Below are 26,024 nucleotides of genomic sequence, written 5' to 3' on the forward strand. Positions count from 1 at the left end.
TAAGAGTTTGTCTACACACGTAAGGGTCAGCTTTGATAAGCTGACCCTTTTTTTAATGAATGGATGCATAAACGAGTGCAAAAACTAAGTAAAAGATTACTTCACGATGTGGTGCTTAAAGGCATAGACGACGGCTTGCGTCCGATCGACGACATCGAGTTTCGATAAAATGTTTGATACATGCGTTTTGACCGTTTTTAGGGAGATGAACAGTTCATCTGCAATCTCTTGATTGGCCATACCGCGCGCCATCAACTGTAAGACTTCTTGTTCACGCTCTGTTAAATCATCATGGAGTTGACTAGCAGGTTTGCGCAGGCGTTCCATCATCTTACCTGTCACTTGAGCTGCCATGACAGACTGTCCACTCGCTGTCTTACGGATTGCTTCTGCAATATCAAACGCACTTGCCGTTTTTAGGACGTAACTCATCGCACCAGCTTCGATGACGGGATAAACTTTCTCATCATCTAAGAAACTTGTGACGACTAAAATTTTAGCTTCCGGCCACTCGGCGCGAATCAGGCGTGTTCCTTCGACACCATCGACCGGCTCCATCACTAAGTCCATCAAAATCACATCAGGGCGATGTTCAAGAGCAAGTTTCGCTCCGATTTGTCCGTCAGCAGCTTCTGCGACCACTTCAATATCAGGTTGGGTCGATAAAAAGGCAGAGACTCCAGCGCGAACCATTTCATGGTCATCGACTAATAATACGCGTATCATACTTGCACCATCCGTTCTTTTCTAAGTTTGACTTCAATCTGTGTTCCTTGACCGGGCACACTGACGAGGCGAATCGTCCCACCGATTTCAGCCGTACGTTCGCGCATCGAGTTGATCCCGTACGAGGCGAGTTTTTTCTCGTCGACGATAAAGCCGACACCGTCGTCATTCATACTCAAGATGATCGTCTCATTGAATTGACGCAATTCGATATTCATATGGGAAGCTTTCGCGTGGCGTAAAGCATTCGTCAAGCCTTCTTGAACGATGCGGAATAATTCATTTTCAATCGGGCGTGGTAATTCAATCGGCTCGAGTTTCCAGCTCAGTTGCGTCGATTGTTTTCGTGATAGTTCTTCGAGCAGTTGGGTTAGTCCTTGTTGCAACGTCATCCCTTCGAGTTCAACGGGGCGTAGTTGGAGCAATAAAGAACGCATTTCTGATTGCGCGGTCTGGGCCATCGTCTCGACTAAGTCAATTTGTTTCGCTGCCGTTTCCGGTTGCGTCAAAATCGTTTGTTTGGCAGCCGTCGTCATCATCGAAATGGCATAAAGTTGTTGGGAGACGGAGTCATGGAGATCACGTGCGAGCCGTTTCCGTTCTTCCGTGATGGCTTGGACACGAACTTGTTCGACGTGTTGCGGACGTGTACTGATTTTTTGAACCGTCTCGACCTGTTCATCGATTCGTTTCCCAATTCGTGAGAGGCGGGTCAGTGTGTGGAAGTAAGGTCCGTTGACAATCGTGACTTCTTTTCCTTGCTCGAGTTCGATGATGGCGGTTGTGACACGTTTGAAGTCACGACGTAAAAAGAAGTAGTGGATGCTGCCGATTGCGAGCGGAAGTAACAGGGATAATCCGACGACGAGTAATAGGACGGGTAAATCTTGCTGACGGACGAAAAGTACATGCCAATCGACTTGGCGTGTACTTAAAAACAAACCAGTCGTCACGACGGCTGTCAGAAATCCGGTCAATACTTGGAGCGCAATGACACCGAGCGGGAAGTGATCACGTTTCATATCGAGGTCACCTCCACGTTACCGATGCCAAGCATGACGTGAATGCGGACTTTTCGAGTCGCTTCTTCATATTGTGGTGCCCGGAACTGAATGCGACGGTTAAAAAATGTCGGGATCCGGCGGACATCTGTTTTGACGCTTCCAAAACCAATCGACGTATCAAGCGTATAGTCATATCCGGAAGGTAACAAAATACGGACATCTCCGACGACACCACTGATGACGATGAGTGTTTCACCTTCCGGAACATAGGCATGCGTCAAATCGATTTCTAGATCTTTAACGATGAACTGTTCACTCAAGTCTTTTAACACGTAAGGCGTCTCAGACTGCGTCGAAAACGAGTAAGCAGGTTGGATCGTAATGCCTTCTTCTTCATAAAGACGTGGTGAAATCTTCGAAAAGAAAAATTCGCGGACGGAGTGTCGGGTGACAAGGATAATTCCGAGATATAGCAAAATTCCGGCGATGACGAATCCGACAGCTGCCGAGCTCAAGACGACTCCAGCTAAGATAATCGTACCGACGATGTAGAACAAGATGGCCAGTTTTTCATGACCGCGACGCCGGAAATGAATCCCGACATAATACAATAAGAACGGGAATAAGATTCCAAATAAGACGTTTCCGGCTCCAGTCATCAAATCATAAAATAATCCGAGCGCGAATAGGATCGACACGTAGCCGACTAATTGTTTTGTACTTAATCGTCGCACGATCAATCTCCTCCCTGACATGACAAAGGGAGGCAAAGGCCTCCTTCGTCAAAATACTTATTTTTGGAAGCGACGTTCGAGTTCCGCAATACGTGAATCGATGTCGTCTTCTGGTGTTTGTTCTTCGACATCCGGTTCTGCTGCCGTAAACGGATGTTCTTCTTGTTTAATAGTAGCATTTGGTTCGCGTTCTAGCACCTGGTTCATCTTTGATTTTAAATTAGAAACGTTTTCCCGCATCATCCACTCATAGCGTTTATTTTGCAAGTCTTCGAGTTTAAGTTTCAACTCCAGTGCTTCCCGTTCAAGTTGCGTCAATTCCCGTTTCGTTTCAACAATCAACTCTTCGAAGAAACGGAACTGTTCACCGTAATGTTTGGATTCGATAGCGGCGCGTTCTGCAAGTTCCTGCTCTTCAGCTTGTTTAGCGATTTCGACTTGGGCAAAACGCTTATCAGCAAGCTCTTTTGCTTCATCTTGTTTTTGTGTGAGTTCGCTTAGGAGTGACCGTTGACGTTCGAGTAGCCGGTCGATTTCTTTTAAATCAGATTCGGTAATCCGGATATGACGGACTAATTTTTTGGCAGGGACTTCACCTTGCTCGGCTGCCTTTTTGACTTCCGTCATCATTTGGTTAGCAAAATCATTGAGTTGGTCGAATACGTTCTTCATCGTGAATTCCTCCTTGAGTATAAGTAGCGATTAAAAGCGTTTTTGATCGAGATCTTTCCAATCTGCCTCAAAATGAGACGCGTTTGACCGACGACGGCGAGAAAATAAGTCGTTTGGGTTCACACGTTCCATCTTCATCCGCATGTAACCGATGTAGAGGGCAAGTGCTGCCGCGATACCGAATACTGCCCAAATGTTTGAAAGGGCTAAGCCGATTCCGACTGCTGCGAGTAAACCAAAACCGATTTTTGCGATGACTTTTGTGGAACGGATAAACTTACTGATGGCGTAAAATGCAAGCAGTCCACCGAGCCCGAGTCCGATCATATGTGGGAGTGTCCCGATGACGACTGCGAGAAGAGCGATACCAGCAAGTATCATCAAAGCCTGTTTGCCTTTTGATTGCTTCATGATGAAGCCTCCTTTTACTTGATACCTTTATGATAAAGGATGGTAAGAAAAACGACGACGCCCCTCGGACCGTATTCGTCTCGGCCTTGAGGCGGAGTAGTAAGGTCTGACTTTATCACCTAACGGTTTTGAAGCGGCTATGTATGGTAAAATACGGAGGAAGTTACTGGAGAGGAGTGAGGTTTATGAATGTGCAAATCAACGTAAATCAAACACGTACTGGAGAACAGGGAGGGGTTTCCCTCCCTTAAATTAGAGGAGGAAACCATTTGAACGAATGGGGTAAACCGCCTGCACATGAGGCAGGAGAACATGAAAATTTAGGACGGATCACTGCAGTCTTTCAAAAACAGTATCGTGTCATGACGGCTGCTGGCGAGACGCTTAGTGAATTATCTGGAAAGATGCGCTTTGAGGCATTGACGAAAGCAGATCTTCCCGCAGTAGGGGATTGGATCATCCAGACAGAGCGAGAAGCGGGATTAGGACGGATTGAGCAAGTTCTTCCGCGGACCTCACAATTCTCAAGAAAAGCAGCAGGTACGGAAGTCGAAGAACAAATCATTTGTGCGAATGTTGACGTAGCGTTGCTCGTCATGGCATTCGGACATGATTTTAACATTAGACGACTGGAACGTTATTTAACGGTCGCCTGGGAAGCTGGGGTCAAGCCAATCATTGTGTTGACGAAACGAAGTCTGATGGACTCCGTCGAGTCAGAGTTGGCTGAGATTGAAGGGATTGCCTTCGGGACACCTTATTTTGCGATTGATTCGTTGACCGGTGACGGGTTAGAAAGTCTTCGGGAAGTTCTCGAACCACGTGAGACGATTGTCCTCGTCGGTTCATCCGGTGTTGGGAAATCGACACTCGTTAATGCGTTAGCAGATGAACAGCTGATGGAAACAGGGGGCGTGCGAGAAGACGATCAACGTGGACGTCATACGACGACGCACCGTGAACTCAAACGATTAGCGAATGGATTATTGCTCGTCGACACACCAGGTATGCGTGAACTGGGGCTATGGGACGGGAGTGACGGGCTGACTTCGACTTTTTCTGATATTGAGTCGCTCGCTGAAAACTGTCGTTTCCGGGATTGCCAACATGGTAATGAACCCGGGTGTCAAGTCCGCCAAGCATTGGAAGAAGGAAGTCTTCCGCACGAACGCTGGGAAAGTTATCTGAAGCTGCAACGGGAAATTGCCTATGCTGAACGGAAGCAAAGTGTAGCGCTACAAGCTGCCGAAAAAGAAAAATGGAAGAAAATTCAGAAAAACGCACAGGCACATACAAAATTAAAGTATCAAAAAAGATAAGTAAACGAAACGCCGATGTTCCCGTTCTTTACAGGGAATCATCAGCGTTTTTTTTGTTCGCGGTAATTAGATACGCACGTGGTAGGCGCATGGAAAAGTACCGTATTTCTTTTTAAGTTAGCATTCTTTTATCATCGTGCTAAAAATCAGTTCGTGATGTGACTTCCATCAATTACGCATCAAAGTCGATTTCGCCGGTCAATTCGTTTAAACGCCTTAAGTCAGCACGTATTCCATCCGAATCAGAGACACGTTGTTCTCGTAAATCCTTTGTCCCGACAGGATGGACTGTGAAGTCATCGGTCAAGGAAATCGTTCGATTTGATAAACGATCGGTAAAATAACGGTCATGGGAAACAAACAGCAACTCACCGGGAAAAACTTCGAGTGCCGCTTCGATTTGTTCCCGTGTCGCAAGATCAAGGTAATTCGTCGGTTCGTCGAGGATGAGTAAATGCGCGCCGGAAAAATAAAGACGTAAAAAGGCGATCCGGCATTTCTCGCCCATACTCGCTTCAGCGATTGGCTTATGGACGGTCTCCCGTCGGAATAAAAAGCAGGCGAGTAGCGTCCGGGCATCTGTTTCCGAAATCTCACTCGTCTCAAGCAAGGCATCAAGTAGTGTACCGGTCTTCGGTAAGGTGGAGAGAACTTGAGAAAAGTAACCGATTTTTAAAGCCGGATGATGTGTGACAGTACCGGCAGTTGGCGACAATTCTCCGAGTAAAAGGCGTAACAACGTCGTTTTCCCAGAACCGTTTCGACCAATCAACGCGATTCGGTCCCCTCGTTGAATGGAGAACGACACGTCATGAAAGAGTTGCCGGTGCGAATAGTCGAATGAGAGAGCATCAACTGAAACGAGACGCTTCGCTAAAAAATCTTCTGTTTCGAATCTGACATGGACGGAGGATGGCGTTTCCGGTTTTTTGACCCGGTGTTCTAGTAGGCGATCGAGCTGGTTTTCTTTTGCTTTGACTTTTGTCGCATGTTTCGCAGCCTTTTTTTTCGCATACGGATCTCGTTCACTCGCACTAGCCATCGCTTTTTGATGCCAATTTTGATATTGACCAATCATCCGGGTGAGTTCTTTTCGTGTTCGTTCTTGTTTCTCATATTGATGCCACTGTGCAGTCCGTTCGTGTTCCTTTAACATCCGGTACGTCTCATAATTTCCTTCGTAACGCGCCGCTCCTGCTTCCGTCAATTCAATGACGGCGTCAGCTGTCGCATCGATAAAGGCACGCTCATGTGAAACATAGAGCATCGTCGTCTTCGTTTGACGTGTCCACGCGACGAGCCACTCAAGTGTGTCTTCATCTAAATGGTTGGTCGGTTCATCAAGCAGGATGAAGTCCGGTTTCTTTAACAGTAGACATGCAAGTTGAATCCGGGTCTGTTCGCCGCCGCTCAGTGTGTTTAAAGGCTGAAACCAAAGAGACTGCTCGAGTTGAACTTCTTTCAGGACACGTCTCGCATCGGCTTCAAGCGTGAAGGCATCTGCGTCAACGGCAGCTTGATAGTCGTCCACGGACTCAGTGGTCAAGGCACGTTCACGTAAGTCGTAACGGGTTACATCCGCCTGTTCGACGATTTGAATGGCTACACTTGTTGAGGGTTCGATTTGTTGGGCTAAGAGCCCAAGCCGGTCATACGTGCGATGGATTGTCCCGGTCGTCGGGATGATTTCTTTTAGGATGGCGCGCAAGAGCGTCGTTTTTCCAACGCCGTTCGGTCCGACCAAGGCGACGTGTTCGCCGTCGCGGATGGAGAACGTGACATCGTGGAAAAGACACTGCCCGGCAAAATCGATTTGTAAATCATGGATGGATAATACTTCAGTTGGCATAAGCTCAGCTCCCTTTGTTTCATTTCGGTTGAGATGAAATGAAAACACACCATCCTGAGCGTACGGATGGTGTGCGGGAGTGCAATTCAAAGAAGGTATCCACCTGAAATAGGGAAATACCGAAATTGAGCAGACTCGTAGCGTCAGTCATCCGCAAGCGATTGCGAAAGTGATGAGTTCATTCATCATTAGACGTTAGCGAGTGATTGCTTCATTTCGGTATTGTACCTCCTGTTCATAGACTATGTGTTCAGTCTATCAAGTCACACCGATCATGACAAGTACGAGTTGAGTAGCTCTTGCGCGGCAAACGTTTCCTCCGCGGTAGGCGGTAAGACATCTTTTAGTGCATATTCGAGTCCGAGCGCCTCCCATTTATAGACACCTAATTGATGATAGGGGAGGACCTCGACCCGTTCGACATTTCCGAGTGTTCGAATGAATTCACCTGTCTGACGTAAAAACGTTTCCGTCATCGTCACGCCGGGGACAAGGACATGGCGAATCCAAACGGGAATGTTTCGTTCTGCGAGCAATTTTGCGAAGGCTAGCGTATTGACGTTACTTCGCCCGGTCAAAATCCGGCACGTCGCATCATCGATGTGCTTGATATCGAGTAAGACCAGATCTGTATAGTCTAGGATTTGATCCAGGTTTTTCGGGACGACCGAACCTGCTGTATCGATGACGGTATGCAAGCCGTTTCGTTTTGCTTCACGCAGTGAGGCTTCTAAAAACTCAGGTTGAGCCAACGGTTCGCCGCCGGAGAAGGTCACCCCTCCACCCGTTGCGTCAAAGAAGGAACGATAGCTGTTCGCTTCTTTGATGATTTCTTCCGATGATACTTTTCGGCCACAACCGAATTCCCAGGTGTCCGCATTGTGGCAATATTGGCAACGTAGTGGGCATCCTTGCGTAAAGACGATGAAACGAATACCGGGACCATCGACAGTCCCACAAGATTCGACAGAATGAACCGTCCCGTAAGTCATAGTGATCAAGTCCTTTCAGAAAAGTTAAAGTGCACCGTGGAATGTCCGGTTGATGACATCGATTTGTTGTTCGCGTGTCAACTTAATGAAGTTGACGGCATAACCTGATACACGAATCGTCAACTGGGGATAAAGTTCTGGATGCTCCATCGCATCGAGTAAAGTGGCGCGGTCGAACACGTTGACGTTTAAGTGATGACCACGGGTAGTCGTGCCGCCCATGTAGCCGTCGAGTAGACCGACTGTATTGTTGATACGTGTTGTTTCATCTTTTCCGAGTGCTTTCGGAACGATGGAGAACGTGTAGGAAATACCATCTAAAGCATGCTCATAAGGTAATTTGCCGACAGAAGTCAACGCAGCGACTGCACCACGTGTGTCACGTCCGTGCATTGGATTTGCGCCCGGTGCGAACGGTTCGCCAGCGCGACGACCATCGGGTGTATTCCCGGTTTTCTTACCGTACACGACGTTTGACGTGATCGTCAGAACAGATTGGGTTGGTAAAGCATCACGATACGTTGGATGTTTCCGGATTTTTTCCATAAAGAGTTCGACGAGATCGACGGCCATTTGATCGACACGATCATCGTTATTTCCGAATTTCGGGAAATCTCCTTCGATTTTAAAGTCGACTGTAATACCATCCGTATCGCGGATTGGTGTGACTTTAGCATAACGAATCGCTGACAGACTATCGGCGACAACCGATAATCCGGCAATCCCACAAGCCATCGTCCGTAAAATTTCAGGGTCGTGGAGGGCCATTTCAATGCGCTCGTAACTATATTTATCATGCATGAAGTGAATGACATTCAGTGTATTGACATAGAGCTCAGCTAACCAGTCCAGTTGTTTATCATAGGCGGCCATGACGGTTTCGTAATCGAGCACGTCATCTAAAATCAAGTCGGAAGGAGGGGCGACTTGAATTTTGAGTTTTTCGTCGACACCACCGTTCAACGTATAGAGTAAGGCTTTTGCTAAGTTCGCCCGGGCCCCGAAGAATTGCATTTGTTTACCGATTTTCATTGCGGAGACACAACAAGCAATCCCGTAATCATCACCGTAAATCGGAAGCATCAAGTCATCATTTTCATATTGGATCGAACTAGACAGGATGGACATCTTCGCACAAAATTCTTTGAAACCACGTGGAAGTTTTGGTGACCATAAAACAGTTAAGTTCGGTTCAGGTGCCGGACCAAGGTTGACGAGTGTCTGCAAGAAACGGAACGAACTTTTTGTGACGTTCGAGCGACCATCTTCACTCATGCCGCCGATTGATTCTGTTACCCACGTTGGGTCACCTGAAAAGAGTTCGTTGTAATCGGGTGTCCGAAGGAACTTGACGATCCGAAGTTTCATCACGAAGTGGTCGACAAGTTCTTGCGCACTCGCTTCTGACAATCGACCCGTCTGCAAGTCACGTTCGATATAAATATCAAGGAAGGTCGAAACGCGCCCGAGCGACATCGCTGCTCCGTTTTGTTCTTTGATTGCTGCGAGATAAGCAAGATAGACCCACTGGAATGCTTCTTGGGCCGTTTCAGCTGGTCGTGATAGGTCACATGCGTAACGTTTACCGAGTTCTGTCAGTTCGTGAAGGGCGCGGAGTTGTTCGTTCATCTCCTCGCGGTCACGAATCATCGCTTCTGATAGAAATCCACCGTGTGCTTTCAAATCCGCTTTTCTTGCAGCAATGAGGTGAGCTGTTCCATAAAGAGCGACGCGACGGTAGTCACCGATGATCCGTCCGCGACCGTAAGCATCAGGAAGTCCAGTGATGATACCGGCTTTACGGGCAGCGCGCATTTCGGGCGTATACGCATCGAAAACCCCTTGATTATGCGTTTTACGGTACTCGCTAAAAATCTGTGTAACAGTGTCATCTGATTTAAAACCGTACGCTTCTAAGGCATCGTTGACCATTCGGATACCACCGTTCGGATGAATCGAACGTTTGAATGGTTCATCGGTCTGTAGACCCACGATTTTTTCGAGTTCAGGATTGAGATAACCTGGGCCGTGCGAAAGAATCGAGGATGGGATCGCAGCATCAACGGCATAGACGCCACCACGAATGCGTTCTTCTTCTGTCAACTGCATGATTTGTTGCCATAACGTGTTCGTTGCATCGGTCGGACCGGCGAGGAACTGATCGTCTCCTGTGTATTCTGAGCGATTGCGTCGGATGAAATCAGCGACATCAATCTTTTCCATCCATTCTCCACTTTCGAATCGTTGCCATGCTTGTGTTTTTTCAAGTAACATCATCAACACTCCTTCATTAGTAAGGTCAGTGGTTCTTGATACATCTCTTATGTGAATAGTGTAACAAACAATTCAAGGTAGAGGTTTTACGTATATGTGAATCTTTTAACAAATGTAAAAGTGTTGCTATGACTTACTTCACAGTAAATTGTATCAGTTAGTGTCCCGTGTTCAAAAAACAGAAAACGACTGCTATGAAAGGCTTTGTCTGTAGCTGTACCATTAATTTACGGTAGGATGGATAGAGACAGAAGCTAGTGTGATAAAAGTCACGCGGCGCTACCTTGTATTTTTAGGACGTATCGTTGACAATGAAAAAGGGAATATAGAACGTGGAGGTGGAGTGAATGGAGTTTTCGCCATTAAAAGAGCAAGCAGATTATCGAACAGGGGACTGGGTTTCCCTAAAAGTATCAACTGAAGGAACGGAACGGATCGGAATGATCACCGAGTTTGAAGACGACGGGTTTTGGCTCCGGTTTGAAGACGATTTTGATTTCGAGGACTTTATCGGTTACGACGAGAAGTATCTCGCGCGTTTAGTTCGACGCCCAATCGATGTCAGAGCAACTTATCCAGTACTTGCTGGTTTTGAAACACTTGCTGTTGAGTTGCAAGACCGAATGGCGCAAGGTTTCGAAGTGTTAAGTGCAGATCAACAAAGTGAGACGGAAATCGTTTTTCATATTCGGTTAATCGATTCCGGAAATGAGTATACGCAGACGTTACGCGGTATTAAAACTGAAACTGATGATCGTTTTGAATACGTAACCGAATGATGAACAAGAGAGTAGGAGAAGATACGTTATGAATTTTATGAAACCTTTTATTAATGAAGCGTGGGAACGAGCACGCTTTGAACAAATGATGCCCGTCCAAGAACAAGCTATTCCTCTAATCCGTGAGGGGAAAGATGTTTTGGTCGAAGCACCGACAGGAACTGGGAAAACGCTCGCTTATGTCATTCCGGCCCTCGAGCGCATCGATCCGAATGAACCACACGTTCAAGTCGCGATCACGGCACCGACACGAGAACTGGTCATGCAAATTCATCAAGTCATCCAATTGTTTGCCCAAGGAAGTGGAATTAAGTCAGGTGCGTTCATCGGTGGTGTTGAGTTAAAACGTCAATATGAGCGTCTCAAGAAAAAGCCGCAAATCATTGTCGGGACACCCGGACGTTTAGTCGAATTGATTGACTCGAAAAAGTTGAAGATGCATAAAGTGAAATTGATTGTTTTAGATGAAGCTGATCAAATCTACGAAAGTGGAATGAGCGCCTCGGCGACACGAATCGCGAACAGTGCGCTTCGTGACCGTCAGTTAGCACTCGTTTCAGCAACATTGCCTGAACGGACGGCAGAATGGGGACGGACACTGTCGAACGAACCGGAAGTCATCCGAGTCGAACGAACGGAGACGTCACGAGTCAAGTTTGGTTACATCGAAACATCCCGTCGCCTGAAACCGGAAATGTTACGTCGTTTGTCTAATATGCAACAAGTTAAAGTGTTGACGTTTATTAACAACCGCTCATTCCTCGGTCCGTTAAACGGTGAATTAAGCAAGTTTTCATTGAAATACCGGATTTTAGATGCCGAAAAAGGGAAAAGAGAACGGATGGAGACGTTACGTTCGTATAAACGGGGAGAGTTTCCGTTACTCGTCACGACCGGTCTTGCTGCACGCGGTCTAGACATTGATGCCGTGACGCATGTTGTGCATTATGATTTACCGGAATCCCTTGATGATTTTGTCCACCGCTCAGGTCGAACAGGACGTGGGAACGCGTCAGGTATGGTCCTTGCGCTCGTCACGGATCATGATTTAAAACACCTGAAAACATTAGCGAAACAAATGGGTGTGGAAATTGAACCAATGGAGATTTATGGCGGGGAATTGATTCCAAAACGTGAAGTCATGGAACCCGAAGCACTTAAAAGTCCGGCGAAACCACACCGGAAAGGATCAACGCGATGAAAAGTGAGCGAAAGATTATCCCGTTTCCGACGACTGTATCCGAAGCAGAGATGAACACAGCGCTCAAAACTTTATATCAAGAGGCAGCCACTGCTCGAAGCACCGATTGGGTCGCATTTATCGAAGAAATCGCGACGGAAGGACGTTGGTATTTAAAAGATGCTGAGTTATTCCGAGACTTGTTCGTCGATTGGGCGATTTTTTATGAGACCGATGAACAAGGGAAAACACCGCATGGTCGTTTTTTAGAACAAGTCAAAGAAGACATGTCTCAAAGTCTGTATCGTGCCTTAAGAGGACTGGCCGATCCTGTTCCGTCGCTTTTCCTTGTAAAAGAAGATGGCGTCTTCGACATCATGTCGGAACAAACGTATCAGACCGATTTGACAGAGATTGACGTTGCGGTTGGCGATATGTTAGTCGGCAAACTTCTCTACATTTCAGGCAAATGGCGATTCGCAATCGCCTATATGAAGGTTGCACGGGCACTTGTACCTGAAGTGCGTGTTCTTTTAGCTGATTTTGTCGATGAAGTCGGTGACGACGCATTGCTGCGTCAGTATCCTGAATTTTGTGCAGAGTTGATTGACTTATTACTCGATATCGAAGAGGGAAACATTACACCACGACCTGAAGCATAATAGTAAAAAAACAAACGTCTATTCAACCCTAGTGCAGGGTGAATGGACGTTTGTTCGTTTAAAAATCTTGATGGTACAGTGCAATGTCATTTTTTTCACGGTTTTTGATGCGATACATGGCGAGATCAGCATGTTTCAGCCAACTTTCTAAATCATCGTTTTCGAAAAAAGGAGCGACTCCGATGCTGGCCGAGACATGTAACGTTTGCCCTTTATAAACATAAGGGCGACGTAATAGGTGCAAGAAGTGTTTACAACGACGCCGGAGTGAGAATTCATCTTCAGCCGAAGTCAGTAATGCAAATTCATCGCCTCCTAGTCTATAAATTGATTCATCGCCTTCAAGTTCATGATCCATTCGGCGAGCGACTTCAATTAAAACGTAATCGCCGGCTTCGTGTCCGTACGTATCGTTTACTAGCTTGAAGCCATCTAAATCGAGTAAAGCAAGATAGTTTACGGAACTTTTCAATGATAGGAATGTTCGTTCGAGCGAACGACGGTTGCCGATTCCAGTCAAGACATCATGAAACGCGTGGTATTCAATCCGTTGTTGCCGCTCCTTTTGTTCTGTTACGTCGTGTAAGACTAAAAAGTGACCGACTGATTTTGAAGCGATGTGGATAGGGATTTTTGTTAATTCATATTGGCGATTGGATTCATCGAGATAACGATTGGAATCAAGCTGTAAGGAAGACTGAAGATGTAAGACTGAGTGAGTAGGTACTTCGATGGATAAGGCAGAAAGCTTAAACGTTGCTTGAGCCGCAAGATTGGCATACGTCGCTGTTTCGTTTTGATCAAAGCGGATGATTGGATCAGGGTGACTTGAAAACAGTGGCAGGACTTGTTGCTCACTTTCTTTGATTTGCCGGATCCGATGTTCGATGCGTTCGGCTAACTGTTCGTTTCGCTCGTTTAACTTTTGTACGAGCAACGTATGCTGCCGAGCGATGATGATTTGTCGAATGATCAGTAACAATAAGATGATGAATACATCAAACTTTTTACCTTCGAGTTCGATGACATAATGTAAAAATAGTGGGATTGCGAGCAAAGGCAGCCAAGTTCTCTGAACGACAGGAGACGCTTGTTTACCTTCAGTGATGTGATCAAGGTGCCATAAGATTGCCGCACTTTGAGCAAGGCGAATCAATACAGGAGAAAAGACTAAATATTGTTCCGTGAAATCTGGAAAGTATACAGCAGATACTTCATACATACCACGGATGAACAGTGACAAGAATAATAGAGATAACGTCGTTCGGGAAACCCAGTGTGTTTCTTGAACAAAAAAGAAGTAGAAGAAAACAAACAATCCAAGTGAAGTGTTGAGGACGACGATCATATCGTACGGGAACGTACTAGTTGCCGGGTCGGCCAGCTCGCTTAATGTATGAAAAGCAGCAAGTCCTAAAAAAACGACGATGATTAGAGCATCCATGAATGCAAGCAGGTGTTGTGAAAAACTCTTTTGCGAAGCAATCCGGTAAAAAAGCCCGATTAAAAATATATAGTGCGATATGGAGAAATAAATTAAGCTATAACTGTTCGGAAAGGACAGCGTATTACTGAATAAGTTAATGGTTTCAAAAATCGAAGCAGCTAGCGAGAAGATAAGTGAGATGAAGGCGATAATCCAAAATTTTCGCTTTGGCACGACGAGTGAACGTTCTTTTTTATAGGCGATGAGGATGAAAAGTCCGATTAAAAGAAACGACAAGTATTCTAGAACTTGTTCGACAAGGTGGTTCATGAATGAGCCTTGCGTATATGAATAGAGAATTAAAATCAAAGAAATGATTAGTAGTGAAGGGAACCATCTGATGAAGTAGGGGGATCGTTGCATATGCGTTTCCTCCTAGTTGCGTTTTAGTTGAGCGGCGAACTGAAAATTATTTTTGTTCGTATTTTTAATGTGATACATGGCTTCGTCTGCACGGATTAAGAGGACATTCGAACTTTTTCCATCACTCGGATAAAGTGAAATTCCGATGGACGGTGTGACAGACATCGTTTGATCTTTAATATAAAACGGCTCATTGAGTGATGCGAGCAACTTACTGGCAAAGGCCGTCGTCTCATCTTCGTCTCGAACGGTGAATAAAATGAATTCATCTCCTCCTAAACGGGCGACAAGCTCCTCTCCTTGAATTAGTTGTTGTAGCCGGTCTGCAGTTTCTTGCAGTAATAAATCTCCAGCATCATGTCCGTACGTATCATTGATAGCTTTAAAACCATCTAAATCAACAAACAATAACGATCCATGTCGTAGGGTAGGGAGGAGAGTTTGCAATTGTTCTTCAAAAAAGCGTCGATTCGGCAAACGGGTCAAAGCGTCGTGATTTCCTAATTTCTCCAACCATTGTTCTTGGCGAACATCTTCCGTGACGTCGGATAAAATGATAAAGACACGTTCTTGATCGGCTATACAAATCGACGTCATCGTGTAGATGAGGTCCTCTTCGTCATGGGGGATATAAAACGTTTTTGATAAGGAAGGGACCCCTTTATTGGCATGTAGCGCCTCCATTACTTGTTTGAAAAGACGGGCCTGTTCGTCTTTCAATGACTTCTCCATCCATCCTTCTCGAATGGCTGCAGGATTTCCGGATAGAATGTGACTCGCTTGATTTACTTCAAGTACCATTTGCGGATAGGAGAGAAACAGTGCCTTGAATTCTTGTTCGCGTAACCGAAGAAGCTCCGTTTTCTGTGAAACGATCGTTTCCAAATTTTCTTGTAGCGAAGTCGTTTCTCGTAAAAGGCGTACATTTTCGCGATAAGAAAAAAGTTGCCGCGTTAAGAACAGTAAAAAAGTGGTCGCGATTGTGATGAAGTAGAAGCGTGTCGTGACAGGTGAAAACGTGACATAGGTAATTAACAGTAATAGTAAGACGTATGAAAAAGAAGGACGAAGAATTTGTTCAATCCGAAGTAACAATAATTGTTGTTTAGCGATGATCGGTAAATGACGAGTTACTAGGAAACTAATGAAAAAATAGCTACTCAACGGATAGAGCGGTAATAAAAGCATTGCGTAAAAAGTAAAATCGTTCAATAAAAAGCTGTAAAATAAAAAGTTGATCATACCTAACAAAAATGTTCCACCCATCAAAAAACTAAAAGCGAACAACGAGACCGGTTTCTTTAAACCGGAAGCATAGAGTAAGAAAAAGAAAAGAGTCAGGAGAATGGTCAAGAATGAATAGATATCCCAGCTGAGCTGCTCCGCGAACGTTCTTGTATATTCGGGGATGTATTTAAAAATCGTCAAGTAACTAGCAATCATCGCGACAGTAAACAGTGTCAATGAATCAAGAATTAAAAGCTTTTGTGAACGGAAATGTTCAATATCTAAAAGACGGAATAAAAAAATGGTAATCGTCAAGAGATGGATTGTATAGGGAAAGTCGAGTAGGACGTTCAAATTGACAGACGTGAGTGAAAAGTAACCACTGACAACTCCACCTAAGTCTCCAATGAAATAAGCACTTACGGCAATGAGGATCCATTTAAGTTCTGGTGAAGGTGTTTTTCTATAAAATAAAATGGCGGCAATCGTAATCAATAGAGAGCCGACAAAGCTTGAAAAGACGGCTGCGGGTATGACGAATGCGTTTGGAATTAAAAGAAGGATGGTATACGAGATAATCAAATAAATGACGATTCCTCCTGTCATTCGTTTGAACGCTTTTGACATGAGAAAACCTCCTGTCTAATTAAAGTAACAATTTAACTATATAAGTCATTACCCTCAATTTGGAAAAAACGTACTTGAAAAATAAGAAAAAAAGACCGCATTTTTTCCGGGAAGGAAAATATACGGTCAAACAGACATTGAACTACCTCCACCTACGCTTCGCTAAGAGGTGGAGGATTCCTGAGTTATTCGACCTAACGGTCGAAAATTGATCAGGCTAACCCCGTCGTCCCGACGGTTGAACGTTAATCTTGCCCGTTTCTTTTGAGCGGATGCCTACTCTGCTTGGTTTTCGCTACTTCGGTCATCCGCAAGGTGGACGTTGAAGATTTTACGTGACAGACGAACTTCCTGTCACAACCCTATATCTTCAGTTTCCAAAGAACGTGACATTTTGATTATTCCTGATTTTTATTGTTTTCAAACGAAGCGCGTCGGACAATTGACGTGTCGGAAGACACGCCTTGTCCGAAGACGATTCATCCCCCACTTAGACTAGGGCTTCGCCCTGAACGTTTAGAAGTGGGCGTATTCTCGTCTAATTTTGATAAATCAAAGTCAAATTATTTTTTATAAGATTCGTATGCCTCTATCTTCTCGGACAAGTAAGACCAATATTCCATCAGTTGATCGAGTTGGGCTTTTCCTTGCTCAATCTTTTGATAGAGTTCATTAACTTGTCCGATATTGCTACCTGCCGAAGCGAGCTGTTGTTCGATTTGCTCAAGCGCAGCTTCCGCGTCTTCAATCTGTGTCTCGATCGTTGTCCAGTCTTGTTGTTCTTGATAAGACAATTTTTTCGGGATGTCCGTTGGAGCAGCTACCACTTCTTTTACCTCAGTCACGATAGTTGCTTCAGGTGTCTCATCCTCACGCTGTTCCAGGTAGTCCGTGTATTGCCCATAATAAGAGACAATCGTACTATTCTCGAACGCAAGTAACCGGTCGACGACTCGATCGAGGAAATAACGGTCATGACTGACCGTGATAACCGTCCCGGGGAAGGACTCGAGATAATCTTCAAGAACTGATAGCGTTTCCGTATCTAAATCATTCGTCGGCTCATCGAGGAACAAGACGTTTGGTTCATCCATTAAGATCGTCAATAACTTGAGTCGACGCTTTTCGCCACCGGATAATTTACCAATCGGCTTATACTGTGCTTCCGGTTTGAATAAGAACTGCTCGAGCATCTGACTGGCCGTGATTTCTTGACCATCAAGTGTCGTGATTACCTGGGCGATCCGTTCGACCTCATCAATGACACGACGTTCCGGGTGCGTGAACTCGGCGAACTGTCCATAAAACCCGACTTTGACCGTTTCTCCGTGCACGACTTCCCCTTGTGTCGGTTCAAGTTGCTTCGCTAAAATCGACAACAGTGTCGATTTCCCGCTCCCGTTCCGACCGACGATGCCATAACGTTCTTTTCGACCGAATAACCAGCTAAATGATTCGAACAGTGTTCGTTCACCAAACGTATGACCAAGTTCCGTTGCTTCGATGACTTTTTTACCGAGTCGTGTCGAACCGACTTGTACTTCAAGTGTTGCCTCTTCTTCTTCATAAGAGAGTTCTTGGAGTGCATCGACACGCTGAATCCGTGCCTTTTGTTTTGTCGTCCGTGCCTTTGCACCACGACGTAGCCAAGCGAGTTCACGGCGTAAAATGTTTTGGCGCTTCTCTTCCATTGAAGCAGTCCGTTCGCGGCGCTCAGCCCGCTTTTCAAGGAATGACTCATAGTTTCCGACATAAAAATGGGCCGTCCCATTGGCGATTTCCATCATGTGATTCGTGACACGATTCAAGAAATAACGGTCGTGGGTGATGAGCAGGATCGCTCCACGGTATTCCTTGATCTGTGATTCGAGCCAAGTGATCGTTTCTGCATCAAGTTCATTCGTTGGCTCATCGAGTAGTAATAGATCGGCTTCGTCGAGCAAAGCTTCTGCTAAGCCGACGCGCTTCCGTTGGCCACCCGATAACGAACCGATTTTTGCTTCTAAGTCCGTGATGCCGAGCCGCGTTAAAATCATTTTAAGGCGAGACTCCGTATCCCAGGCATTTGCGGCATCAATTTCCGTTTGGGCATCGATGAATCGTTTGAGTAACGTTTCATTTGTCGGATCTTGTTCAAGCGCTAAACGAGCCGTTTCATAATGACGTAAAGCATTGATTGTCGGCGTGTTTCCAGAAAGGAGCACTTCCATTACTGTTTGATCTTCCGGATAATCCGTCGATTGTGAAAGTAAACGTATCCGGTAATCATTTGGATGATGCAGTTCACCGAAATCAGCTGTCTCTTTTCCTGCTAAAATATGGAGCAGTGTCGATTTTCCTGTCCCGTTGACACCGATGATTCCAATCCGGTCTCCGGGCGTGACGGAAAATGTCACGTCTTCGAAAACAATTTTATCGGCAAATTCTTTTTTTAATTGATCTACTTTAAGTAGCATGTCAGACTCCTTCTACAATATGCTTGATTTGTTGTTCAACAGTAGCGACGAGTTCTTTTTGGGTCATTGTAGCAGGGTCGATGGAAGGAAGGATTGTCACATCGACAGTTGCCGGTCGAATCCGACCAGTCTCTTCCATGACACGATAGCTTCCTGAAATGGCAATCGGAACGACGCGTGCACCACTAGATGTTGCTAGGGTGAAGCTCCCTGCTTTGAACTCAGCAATCGGTCCGCCTTTCGAGCGAGTACCTTCCGGGAAGATGATCATCGATTGCCCATCTTTGATTGTCTCGACACCGGCACGAATCGCCTTTAAAGACTGACGGCGATCTTTTCGGTCTATCATGACACATCCCATTAAATTCATCCAAACATTGACGATTGGAATCTTATTGACTTCGATTTTCGAAATAAAGGCTTTGGGTTTTGCGATATGTCCGAGCAAAATCGGGATGTCAAAATTCCCTTGGTGGTTGGCGATGAAGACGACAGGTTGATCAGACGGAATATGTTCTTCTCCTGTCAGACGGACTTTCACTCCAGCTAAGCGAAGGAGTGAATTCGCCCAAGCGTGTGCTACTTTTTGTGTATACGCGTAGCGAGCGGCGTGTTTCCGACGTTTTGCGCCAGGCAAAAATGGTAATGTAAGAGGTAATACTAGCCCAAAATGAATGAACCAGATGATCGTGCGTAACATGATGGCATCAAACTCCTTTTTTACTGTGTATTATTATTGTACAAAAAAAGACCAGGTATCGCACCCGGTCTTCTTCTTTATTCCCAGTAACGAGGTTCGGATTCCTCTTCACTCTCGCCGAGTTCGAATGTCAGACGTCTCGTCGTTGGATCGATAGAAAACGAGGCATTCGTATTATCGATTTGTTTGATTTCCATCGTCTCTTCATCGAGGATGAGTGTCAAACGTACCTTATCTTCATGATCGACGAGTAAAACACCATCTTCTTTTAGCCATAAGTCGATGACAGGTGAGTAACGAAGTGTCCAGCCGTTGGATAGTGGTATTTCATTCATAATGAATCGGTTCCTCCTAAAAACATGAAGTCAAACTCTTTATTTATCATGCTGTTCTGTCGTTGATAATGCAAGTGATGCGACTGTGTCATTTTGTTCGTAAGACAATTGATAAGAGTTTTCCCGTTTCTTCATGCGCTCTAACTGTTTTTTGACGCGGCGGTATTGCATATACTCATGATAACCATGATATGTCGTACGAATTAATTGTCTAAAAGATGAAAGTGAAAGACAAATGGATAGGGTGAAGACGAAAATCCCGACTGAATCGGTATAATATCCCGTGATAAAACTAAGGTATGTACTAATGAGACCCGTAAGCGTCGTAAATAAGTAAAAATACACAGTACTTCCTCCTTCGTGTCACTCTACTAAGTGTGTCTAGTAAAGCAATTCGCTAACGAAGCAGGATTTCCTTTATCGTCCAGTAAAACTTCGGAAACAAATAAAAAATCTACACGATGAGATGTAGATTTTAAGGTGTATCAATTTGTTGGAGTGCAGGCGTCTTCGGAGAAAGGTCGGTACTGTTCGATCCTTCAGCGAAAACAATTCCAATCGTTGCTAGAAATGCAAAAAAAGCGAATACTAGTGTTTTTGTAAAGCGTCTTGCGAAAGACCGCGATTGAATGTTATGAAACATAGTTTTTCCCCCATATTTACCAAAACTAAACCTTCTTTTTCCTATTCTCTTATCATATCTGTTTTTTTCAAAAAAATCACTTAAATCAGATTCGTTCACAAAAATGTCACAAATGTTCGCTTCCATTTGATGTCGGAGATAGGTTGAAAAAGAGTATAGTATTGAAGGTGATGAAAAGAACTTACGGTTAGTTGAGTGTTTCAGCTTAACCAAGTTAATGAAAGGAGATGACGATAAATGGCACTACGTGCAGGACAGGTTGTCACATTAAAAGTAGAGCGTGAAGCAGAATTTGGTGTGTTTTTAAGTGATGGTACGGAGGATATCTTACTTCATAAAAACGAACAGACGAAATCGCTCATGCTAGAAGAAGAGGTCGAAGTATTCCTTTACCAAGACAATGAAGGGCGTCTCGCCTCATCGATGACGATTCCGGAAGCGTCATTTGAGGATTACGTCAAAGCACCGATTAACGGAACACGGTACAATACAGGTGTTTTTGCGAACATCGGAATTCAAAAGGATGTTCTCGTCTCGCTGGACGATCTTCCGCAACGCCGGACATTTTGGCCGGAAGAGGGAGACGAACTTTACATTCGTTTGAAACATGACCAAAAATTACGTTTGTTAGGTGACCCGGCTCCTTATGCCTATTTCAATCTCAAGGCGCAACCCGCACCAGAAGAATGGAATAACATGGACGTCGAAGGACTTGTTTTTGCTCAACGCGACCCGGGTGTCAACGTTTGGGTGAACGATCAATCGATTGGTTTTCTACATGAACAAGAGATGGAACGGTGGCCGCGTCTCGGAGAAGTTATGAAATTACGGGTGACAAATGTGAAGCCAGATGGTACAGTATTACTTTCAGCAAGACCACGTGCTCACGAGGCAATCGACATCGATGCGGATTTAATCCTGAACCACCTACTTGAACATGGCGGTCAGATGGCGTATGGTGATAAGACACCTCCTGAGACGATTGATGAGGTATTCGGCCTAAGTAAGGCTGCCTTCAAACGTGCTCTAGGTCGATTGTTGAAAGATAAAAAAATAGAAAAACATGAAACGGGTATTCGGCTAACGAAGTAAGCTAGCCAACTGAACCTACGTTTCGAATAAATAGTTAGGAATTCATCATTTTGGTGGTTGCGGCTGGTTTTAACCGGCGACCATTTCCAAATAAAACCCCATCACTAGTGGGGGCAAGCGGCGCAATTTAAAGCGTTGAACGGTCCGGGCATCTTGCCTTTCCCTCGCCCTTATGGCAACGATTATGATGGTGACTTCCCTAAACATTATTATCAGTAGAAATAGCCTCTATCTTTAAGGACGGGCTTCTGCTATAATAGGTAGTCGATTGTATTCGTTACGGTAGCGTCTGTTTAGTGGCAGACGCTTTTCATATGACAAAGGAGAGTATTTAGCATTGACAACATTTCGTGAATTAAATCTTAGTGAGGCACTTATCAAAGGTGTCCTAAAAATGGGCTTTGAAGAAGCAACTCCAATCCAAGCAGAAACAATTCCAGTCGGTCTTAGCGGCGTTGACTTAATCGGTCAAGCACAAACAGGTACTGGTAAAACAGCAGCATTCGGTATTCCGACGATTGAGCGTCTTGACGCAAAATCGCGCCATATCCAAGCGTTGATCCTTGCACCGACTCGTGAACTTGCGATTCAAGTAGCAGAAGAATTGAACCGCATTGGTGAAATGAAACGCGTTCATGCATTGCCAGTATACGGTGGTCAGCAAATCGATCGTCAGATTCGTGCACTTCGTAAGAACCCACAAATCGTCGTTGCGACACCTGGTCGTCTAATGGACCACATGAACCGTAAAACATTAAACCTTGACCACGTTCAAACAGTCATCTTGGATGAAGCAGATGAAATGTTGAACATGGGCTTCGTGGAAGATATCGAAAAAATCTTAGGTACACTTCCACCGACTCGTCAAACACTCTTGTTCTCTGCAACGATGCCACCGCAGATTCGTAAAATCGCGGATCGTTTCATGACAACACCAACGCACATCAAAGTAAAAGCAAAAGAAATGACAGTCGAGAACATCGACCAATCATTCATCGAACTAAAAGAAAGTCAAAAATTCGATGTGCTTTGCCGCTTGATTGATACAGATTCTCCAGAACTTTCAATCATCTTTGGTCGTACGAAAAAACGTGTTGACGAAATGACGGAAGGACTTGTTCAACGTGGATACACGGCGGACGGTTTACACGGTGACTTGACACAAGCGAAACGTGACCAAGTTATCCGTCGCTTCAAAAAAGGAACAATCGATATCCTTGTTGCGACAGACGTTGCAGCACGTGGACTTGATATTTCTGGTGTTACACACGTTTACAACTTTGATGTACCACAAGATCCAGAGAGCTACGTTCACCGTATCGGTCGTACGGGACGTGCTGGTAAAACGGGATCAGCAATCACGTTCGTTACACCACGTGAATTTGGTCAAATCAAAACAATCGAACGTGTAACAAACAAAAAAATGTCACGTCGTCACGCACCAACACTCGACGAAATCTTGGAAGGCAACTTGAAGCTTGCTGCACAAGAACTCATCAAACGTGTAGAAGCGAAAAACTCACAAGAGTATACAACACTCGCGCAAGAACTTCTTGAAGAATATGAAGCGGTTGAATTAATCGCAGCAGCGCTTAAAGGATTAACGAAAGAGCCGGATGCAACTCCAGTTCAAATTTCGTCAATCGAACCAATCCGTGTCAAACGTTTTGGTAACAACGGTGGCGGTGGTAACCGTCGTCCTTACGGCAATAAAGGTGGATCAGGTTCTGGTTCTTCTAACCGTGGTGGCGGATACCGTGGCAGCAACCCACGTGGTGGGGAGCGCCGTGAAGGCGGTCGTCCTTCTGAAGGTAACCGTAGCTCATCTTCTTCAGATCGTCGTGAAGGTGGATACGCTGGTCGTAGCAACCGTAGCGAAAGTGATCGTAACCGTGGCGGACGTAAACCACGTTTTGAAAAGTAAGAAGTTGGAACCGATTTGTCACAGACAAGTCGGTTCTTTTTTATGAATTCTCATGATAAAATGAGCAATGAAAGATATAGAGAGGGCTGAATCGTTCGTGTATACCATTTATGCAGCAGCATTCATTTGTCTGATTGGACTGCTCATCGCAACTAAAAAAATTAGCGAGCAGACGACAAAAGGACACTTTCGTTATATCCCTTTAGCGACGTTATTGTTTGGCGGGATTATTTTTCTCGTCTTAGCGATTGGTAAGGGTGGTGCAACAGGCATTCAATACGGTGTTCTGAGCATTATCTATTTAACGGCGACATTTGGTGTCTATTTGTACATTGCGTTAAGAAAAGATACAACGTTATTTTAAAGACGGGGCCTCTCTGATTACAGGGTGGTCTTTTTTTTGATAAGATAGAACAAGAGAATAGGGGGGAGAAGAATGGATGCATTAGATGTCATTGTTCATCCCGAACAGATTGAGGCGTGGTTCCAACCAATCGTTGGAGCGGCACCTTTTAAAGTGGAAGGGTATGAAATCCAATCTCATTTTCGCGGTGAGCCGCTGAAGCCATTTTTTCAAGAAGATGATGTACCAATTGAATACCAGTTAGAAGTCATGAGTCATGTCATTCGCCATGCTTTTCAAAAAGTTCCGGTCGATGCGCATTCATTTGTCTTAATACGCTGTCGACCTGATTGGTTATTCGAAAATGGTGGCGAAGATTTTTTGAGTATCTTACGTGACGCACAGATCGACTTTCCGGAAGACCGGTTATATGTCACACTGACCGATGTCCAAGTGGATGACTTTGATCGACTCGGACGAATCGTTGCGTACTATCAAAACTCTGGCTTAAAGGTTGCGCTTGATCGTGCGGAGGCGACGAGCTTAGAACGCGTTTTTGCCATGTCGCCGGATATGCTGATTGTCGACTTATCTTCGATGATTGAGAAAAAAACCGTTTCAGCCAGCTATCCGCACCTGTTACAGACGATGGAACACTTATGTGACCAGCTTGGTGCCCCGCTTCTTTACAAAAATATCAGCCATCTTGGTCAACTCCGGTATGCCTGGCAACACGGTGGGCGCTATTATATGGGAACGCTACTCGGTGAGACGACACCTGACTGGGTGACGACATGCCCAGGCATGGAAATCTTATTACATGAAGTGCCAATGTTCTATAAATATGACCGGGAACAGATGAATCGTTTGTTCCAGCTCGAACAAGACTGGACGATTCGGTTTAATGAGTACTGCCAGTCGTTAAAAGCAGATGAAGCATTGGATGAATGGTTAATTAGGTTGGCCCAAAAGATGGAACCTGAATTCATCCGCTTTTACATCACAGACGCGAATGGCTTTCAAAAGTCATCAAACGTTAGTAAAAAGAGCGGTGAATGGAAAACATATGCGTTTTACAAAGGTTATAACTGGAGTTTTCGACCGTATTTCATTCGGACTACGGTTGCGATGGAACGACGGCATACGGGGTACCTCTCTGATCGGTACGTTGATTTCAGTTCGAGTGAACAGACGCGAACGTTCAGTATGCCGCTAAATAATGGGATGTTCTTATTTGCTGATATTTCAGCAAGTTATTTATATCAAGAACGGTTAAGTGAATAAGGAGGAAATGAAACATGTTGGATTATGATTATGCTGCACTACGTGAGATTGGGCGCATCGTCGCCATTGCGCGCGATGAAATGGCGGATGCCGTCAAACCAGGAATTACAACGAAAGAGCTTGATGACATCGGAGCGCGGATTTTGAAGGAACATGGAGCGGAATCAGCACCAATCGTCATGTATGATTTCCCTGGAGCAACGTGTATCAGTGTCAATGAAGTCGCAGCTCATGGTATTCCTGGTGCATATGTCATTCAAGAAGGTGATATCGTCAACGTCGATGTCTCGGCAGTCAAAGATGGCTACTATTCAGATACAGGTAAAACGGTGATTGCGGGCGAAGCGAAACGTCCTGAGCACGTCCGACTCGTCGAAGTGTCATTGTCGGCCCTTGAAAAAGGTCTTGAGAAAGTCAAAGCGGGTACGAAAGTCAATCAAATCGGGAAAGCGATTTATGCGGAAACACGCAAAAATGGCTTTACGGTCATTCGGAATTTAGCTGGACATGGATTAGGAAAAACGTTGCATGGTGAACCAGAGTCGATTTCGAATTACTTCAACCGCGAAGAAAATGATTTGTTGAAAGAAGGACAAGTCATCGCAGTCGAAACGTTTATCTCGACGAGCGACGAATTTTGTATGGAAGATGAAAAGGACGGCTGGACACTGTATACGCCAAACAAAAGTTTGGTTTCGCAGTTCGAACATAGCGTCGTCGTCTTGAAGGATGGATACGAAATCTTGACGAAGGCAGACTAAAAAAAGCGTCGTTCCGCAAAGGGACGGCGCTTTTAGAATGTAGACAAACTCTGGTTAAGCGTGAACATGCAATCCGTTCGCGCGTCCCTGTCTCGCCTCGTTTTCAAAGTGGCAACCGTCTGCATGCCGGGATTTGCCTCGCGGTATCACCTAAAAAGCGTCACGTTTCGTTGACTCCTGC

Annotated in this window: 23 protein-coding genes; 9 read left to right on the forward strand and 14 right to left on the reverse strand. The window is 45.1% G+C overall.

The window, feature by feature from the left end; all coding sequences use genetic code 11:
* Positions 1 to 96: 96 nt before the first annotated feature.
* Genes P403_RS0111190 through P403_RS0111210 form a run of 5 tightly spaced genes read right to left on the reverse strand, consistent with a single transcriptional unit; the run spans position 97 to position 3,547 of the window.
* On the reverse strand, positions 97 to 726 hold the full coding sequence (locus tag P403_RS0111190) for a response regulator (protein WP_029332722.1): 630 nt from the start codon (positions 724 to 726) through the stop codon (positions 97 to 99).
* Positions 723 to 1,748, reverse strand: a complete 1,026-nt coding sequence (locus P403_RS0111195) for a sensor histidine kinase (protein WP_034801180.1) — start codon at positions 1,746 to 1,748, stop codon at positions 723 to 725. Before P403_RS0111195 ends, P403_RS0111190 begins: the two co-directional genes overlap by 4 nt.
* On the reverse strand, positions 1,745 to 2,464 hold the full coding sequence (gene liaF, locus P403_RS0111200; RefSeq protein ID WP_029332724.1) for a cell wall-active antibiotics response protein LiaF: 720 nt from the start codon (positions 2,462 to 2,464) through the stop codon (positions 1,745 to 1,747). The genes P403_RS0111195 and liaF overlap by 4 nt, the downstream gene beginning before the upstream one ends.
* 57 nt (positions 2,465 to 2,521) lie before the next feature.
* Positions 2,522 to 3,136 (reverse strand): hypothetical protein, encoded by a 615-nt coding sequence (locus P403_RS0111205; protein WP_029332725.1) that lies wholly within the window; start codon positions 3,134 to 3,136, stop codon positions 2,522 to 2,524.
* Between the two features lie 30 nt (positions 3,137 to 3,166).
* Positions 3,167 to 3,547 carry a lmo0954 family membrane protein gene (locus P403_RS0111210; protein WP_029332726.1) on the reverse strand — a complete coding sequence of 127 codons (381 nt, stop codon included), beginning with the start codon at positions 3,545 to 3,547 and terminating at the stop codon, positions 3,167 to 3,169.
* Positions 3,548 to 3,816: 269 nt separating this feature from the next.
* Between P403_RS0111210 and rsgA the strand changes: the two genes are divergently transcribed.
* Positions 3,817 to 4,866 carry a ribosome small subunit-dependent GTPase A gene (gene rsgA, locus P403_RS0111215; RefSeq protein ID WP_029332727.1) on the forward strand — a complete coding sequence of 350 codons (1,050 nt, stop codon included), beginning with the start codon at positions 3,817 to 3,819 and terminating at the stop codon, positions 4,864 to 4,866.
* A gap of 172 nt (positions 4,867 to 5,038) precedes the next feature.
* Here rsgA and abc-f read toward each other — a convergent pair whose 3' ends face one another.
* The 3 genes from abc-f to pflB all read right to left on the reverse strand — a co-directional run bounded on the left by abc-f (position 5,039) and on the right by pflB (position 9,981).
* Positions 5,039 to 6,715, reverse strand: a complete 1,677-nt coding sequence (gene abc-f / locus P403_RS0111220; protein ID WP_029332728.1) for a ribosomal protection-like ABC-F family protein — start codon at positions 6,713 to 6,715, stop codon at positions 5,039 to 5,041.
* A 272-nt stretch (positions 6,716 to 6,987) separates the two neighbouring features.
* Positions 6,988 to 7,707 (reverse strand): pyruvate formate-lyase-activating protein, encoded by a 720-nt coding sequence (pflA, locus tag P403_RS0111225; protein WP_029332729.1) that lies wholly within the window; start codon positions 7,705 to 7,707, stop codon positions 6,988 to 6,990.
* A 24-nt stretch (positions 7,708 to 7,731) separates the two neighbouring features.
* Positions 7,732 to 9,981, reverse strand: coding sequence for a formate C-acetyltransferase (pflB, locus tag P403_RS0111230; protein WP_034801183.1), 2,250 nt, complete (start codon positions 9,979 to 9,981; stop codon positions 7,732 to 7,734).
* A gap of 347 nt (positions 9,982 to 10,328) precedes the next feature.
* Between pflB and P403_RS0111235 the strand changes: the two genes are divergently transcribed.
* The 3 genes from P403_RS0111235 to P403_RS0111245 are packed head-to-tail and all read left to right on the forward strand — an operon-like array spanning position 10,329 to position 12,602.
* A complete protein-coding gene (locus tag P403_RS0111235) occupies positions 10,329 to 10,760 on the forward strand; it encodes a hypothetical protein (protein ID WP_029332731.1) in 432 nt (143 codons plus the stop codon).
* A gap of 28 nt (positions 10,761 to 10,788) precedes the next feature.
* Positions 10,789 to 11,961, forward strand: coding sequence for a DEAD/DEAH box helicase (locus P403_RS0111240; RefSeq protein WP_029332732.1), 1,173 nt, complete (start codon positions 10,789 to 10,791; stop codon positions 11,959 to 11,961).
* Positions 11,958 to 12,602 (forward strand): hypothetical protein, encoded by a 645-nt coding sequence (locus tag P403_RS0111245; RefSeq protein WP_029332733.1) that lies wholly within the window; start codon positions 11,958 to 11,960, stop codon positions 12,600 to 12,602. Before P403_RS0111240 ends, P403_RS0111245 begins: the two co-directional genes overlap by 4 nt.
* Positions 12,603 to 12,660: 58 nt before the next feature.
* On the opposite strand, the gene P403_RS0111250 is transcribed toward P403_RS0111245, so the two are convergent.
* The 6 genes from P403_RS0111250 to P403_RS0111275 all read right to left on the reverse strand — a co-directional run bounded on the left by P403_RS0111250 (position 12,661) and on the right by P403_RS0111275 (position 20,141).
* Positions 12,661 to 14,451, reverse strand: a complete 1,791-nt coding sequence (locus P403_RS0111250; RefSeq protein WP_029332734.1) for a GGDEF domain-containing protein — start codon at positions 14,449 to 14,451, stop codon at positions 12,661 to 12,663.
* 12 nt (positions 14,452 to 14,463) lie between these two features.
* A complete protein-coding gene (locus P403_RS0111255) occupies positions 14,464 to 16,305 on the reverse strand; it encodes a GGDEF domain-containing protein (protein ID WP_029332735.1) in 1,842 nt (613 codons plus the stop codon).
* A gap of 563 nt (positions 16,306 to 16,868) precedes the next feature.
* Positions 16,869 to 18,761: an ABC-F family ATP-binding cassette domain-containing protein gene (locus P403_RS0111260; protein WP_029332736.1), complete on the reverse strand. Its 1,893-nt coding sequence runs from the start codon at positions 18,759 to 18,761 to the stop codon at positions 16,869 to 16,871.
* Position 18,762: 1 nt separating this feature from the next.
* Positions 18,763 to 19,461, reverse strand: a complete 699-nt coding sequence (locus tag P403_RS0111265; RefSeq protein ID WP_029332737.1) for a lysophospholipid acyltransferase family protein — start codon at positions 19,459 to 19,461, stop codon at positions 18,763 to 18,765.
* A gap of 77 nt (positions 19,462 to 19,538) precedes the next feature.
* Positions 19,539 to 19,796 (reverse strand): hypothetical protein, encoded by a 258-nt coding sequence (locus P403_RS0111270; protein ID WP_029332738.1) that lies wholly within the window; start codon positions 19,794 to 19,796, stop codon positions 19,539 to 19,541.
* Positions 19,797 to 19,835: 39 nt separating this feature from the next.
* The gene (locus tag P403_RS0111275; RefSeq protein WP_029332739.1) at positions 19,836 to 20,141 is read right to left on the reverse strand and encodes a hypothetical protein; all 306 of its coding nucleotides are present in this window, start codon (positions 20,139 to 20,141) and stop codon (positions 19,836 to 19,838) included.
* A gap of 535 nt (positions 20,142 to 20,676) precedes the next feature.
* On the opposite strand from P403_RS0111275, the gene P403_RS0111285 reads away from it, so the two are divergent.
* The 5 genes from P403_RS0111285 to map all read left to right on the forward strand — a co-directional run bounded on the left by P403_RS0111285 (position 20,677) and on the right by map (position 25,843).
* On the forward strand, positions 20,677 to 21,531 hold the full coding sequence (locus P403_RS0111285; RefSeq protein WP_029332740.1) for a S1-like domain-containing RNA-binding protein: 855 nt from the start codon (positions 20,677 to 20,679) through the stop codon (positions 21,529 to 21,531).
* Positions 21,532 to 21,868: 337 nt separating this feature from the next.
* Positions 21,869 to 23,455, forward strand: coding sequence for a degradosome RNA helicase CshA (gene cshA / locus P403_RS0111290; RefSeq protein WP_034801185.1), 1,587 nt, complete (start codon positions 21,869 to 21,871; stop codon positions 23,453 to 23,455).
* Between the two features lie 97 nt (positions 23,456 to 23,552).
* Positions 23,553 to 23,819, forward strand: a complete 267-nt coding sequence (locus P403_RS0111295) for a hypothetical protein (RefSeq protein ID WP_029332742.1) — start codon at positions 23,553 to 23,555, stop codon at positions 23,817 to 23,819.
* A gap of 72 nt (positions 23,820 to 23,891) precedes the next feature.
* A complete protein-coding gene (locus tag P403_RS0111300; protein WP_029332743.1) occupies positions 23,892 to 25,082 on the forward strand; it encodes an EAL-associated domain-containing protein in 1,191 nt (396 codons plus the stop codon).
* A gap of 14 nt (positions 25,083 to 25,096) precedes the next feature.
* Entirely contained in the window at positions 25,097 to 25,843 is a 747-nt protein-coding gene (gene map / locus P403_RS0111305) for a type I methionyl aminopeptidase (protein WP_029332744.1), read from the forward strand.
* The last annotated feature ends 181 nt before the right edge of the window (positions 25,844 to 26,024 follow it).

Origin of the sequence: Exiguobacterium oxidotolerans JCM 12280 (assembly GCF_000702625.1) — a bacterium.
GTDB classification, from domain to species: Bacteria; Bacillota; Bacilli; order Exiguobacteriales; family Exiguobacteriaceae; genus Exiguobacterium_A; species Exiguobacterium_A oxidotolerans.

Bases quoted from the DNA above. Each gene is read 5' to 3' on its own strand.
- P403_RS0111190 (WP_029332722.1), bottom strand. From the start codon at position 726: ATGATACGCGTATTATTAGTCGATGACCATGAAATGGTTCGCGCTGGA.
- P403_RS0111195 (WP_034801180.1), bottom strand. From the start codon at position 1,748: ATGAAACGTGATCACTTCCCGCTCGGTGTCATTGCGCTCCAAGTATTG.
- P403_RS0111205 (WP_029332725.1), bottom strand. From the start codon at position 3,136: ATGAAGAACGTATTCGACCAACTCAATGATTTTGCTAACCAAATGATG.
- P403_RS0111210 (WP_029332726.1), bottom strand. From the start codon at position 3,547: ATGAAGCAATCAAAAGGCAAACAGGCTTTGATGATACTTGCTGGTATC.
- abc-f (WP_029332728.1), bottom strand. From the start codon at position 6,715: ATGCCAACTGAAGTATTATCCATCCATGATTTACAAATCGATTTTGCC.
- pflA (WP_029332729.1), bottom strand. From the start codon at position 7,707: ATGACTTACGGGACGGTTCATTCTGTCGAATCTTGTGGGACTGTCGAT.
- pflB (WP_034801183.1), bottom strand. From the start codon at position 9,981: ATGTTACTTGAAAAAACACAAGCATGGCAACGATTCGAAAGTGGAGAA.
- P403_RS0111235 (WP_029332731.1), top strand. From the start codon at position 10,329: ATGGAGTTTTCGCCATTAAAAGAGCAAGCAGATTATCGAACAGGGGAC.
- P403_RS0111240 (WP_029332732.1), top strand. From the start codon at position 10,789: ATGAATTTTATGAAACCTTTTATTAATGAAGCGTGGGAACGAGCACGC.
- P403_RS0111245 (WP_029332733.1), top strand. From the start codon at position 11,958: ATGAAAAGTGAGCGAAAGATTATCCCGTTTCCGACGACTGTATCCGAA.
- P403_RS0111250 (WP_029332734.1), bottom strand. From the start codon at position 14,451: ATGCAACGATCCCCCTACTTCATCAGATGGTTCCCTTCACTACTAATC.
- P403_RS0111255 (WP_029332735.1), bottom strand. From the start codon at position 16,305: ATGTCAAAAGCGTTCAAACGAATGACAGGAGGAATCGTCATTTATTTG.
- P403_RS0111260 (WP_029332736.1), bottom strand. From the start codon at position 18,761: ATGCTACTTAAAGTAGATCAATTAAAAAAAGAATTTGCCGATAAAATT.
- P403_RS0111265 (WP_029332737.1), bottom strand. From the start codon at position 19,461: ATGTTACGCACGATCATCTGGTTCATTCATTTTGGGCTAGTATTACCT.
- P403_RS0111270 (WP_029332738.1), bottom strand. From the start codon at position 19,796: ATGAATGAAATACCACTATCCAACGGCTGGACACTTCGTTACTCACCT.
- P403_RS0111285 (WP_029332740.1), top strand. From the start codon at position 20,677: ATGGCACTACGTGCAGGACAGGTTGTCACATTAAAAGTAGAGCGTGAA.
- P403_RS0111300 (WP_029332743.1), top strand. From the start codon at position 23,892: ATGGATGCATTAGATGTCATTGTTCATCCCGAACAGATTGAGGCGTGG.
- map (WP_029332744.1), top strand. From the start codon at position 25,097: ATGTTGGATTATGATTATGCTGCACTACGTGAGATTGGGCGCATCGTC.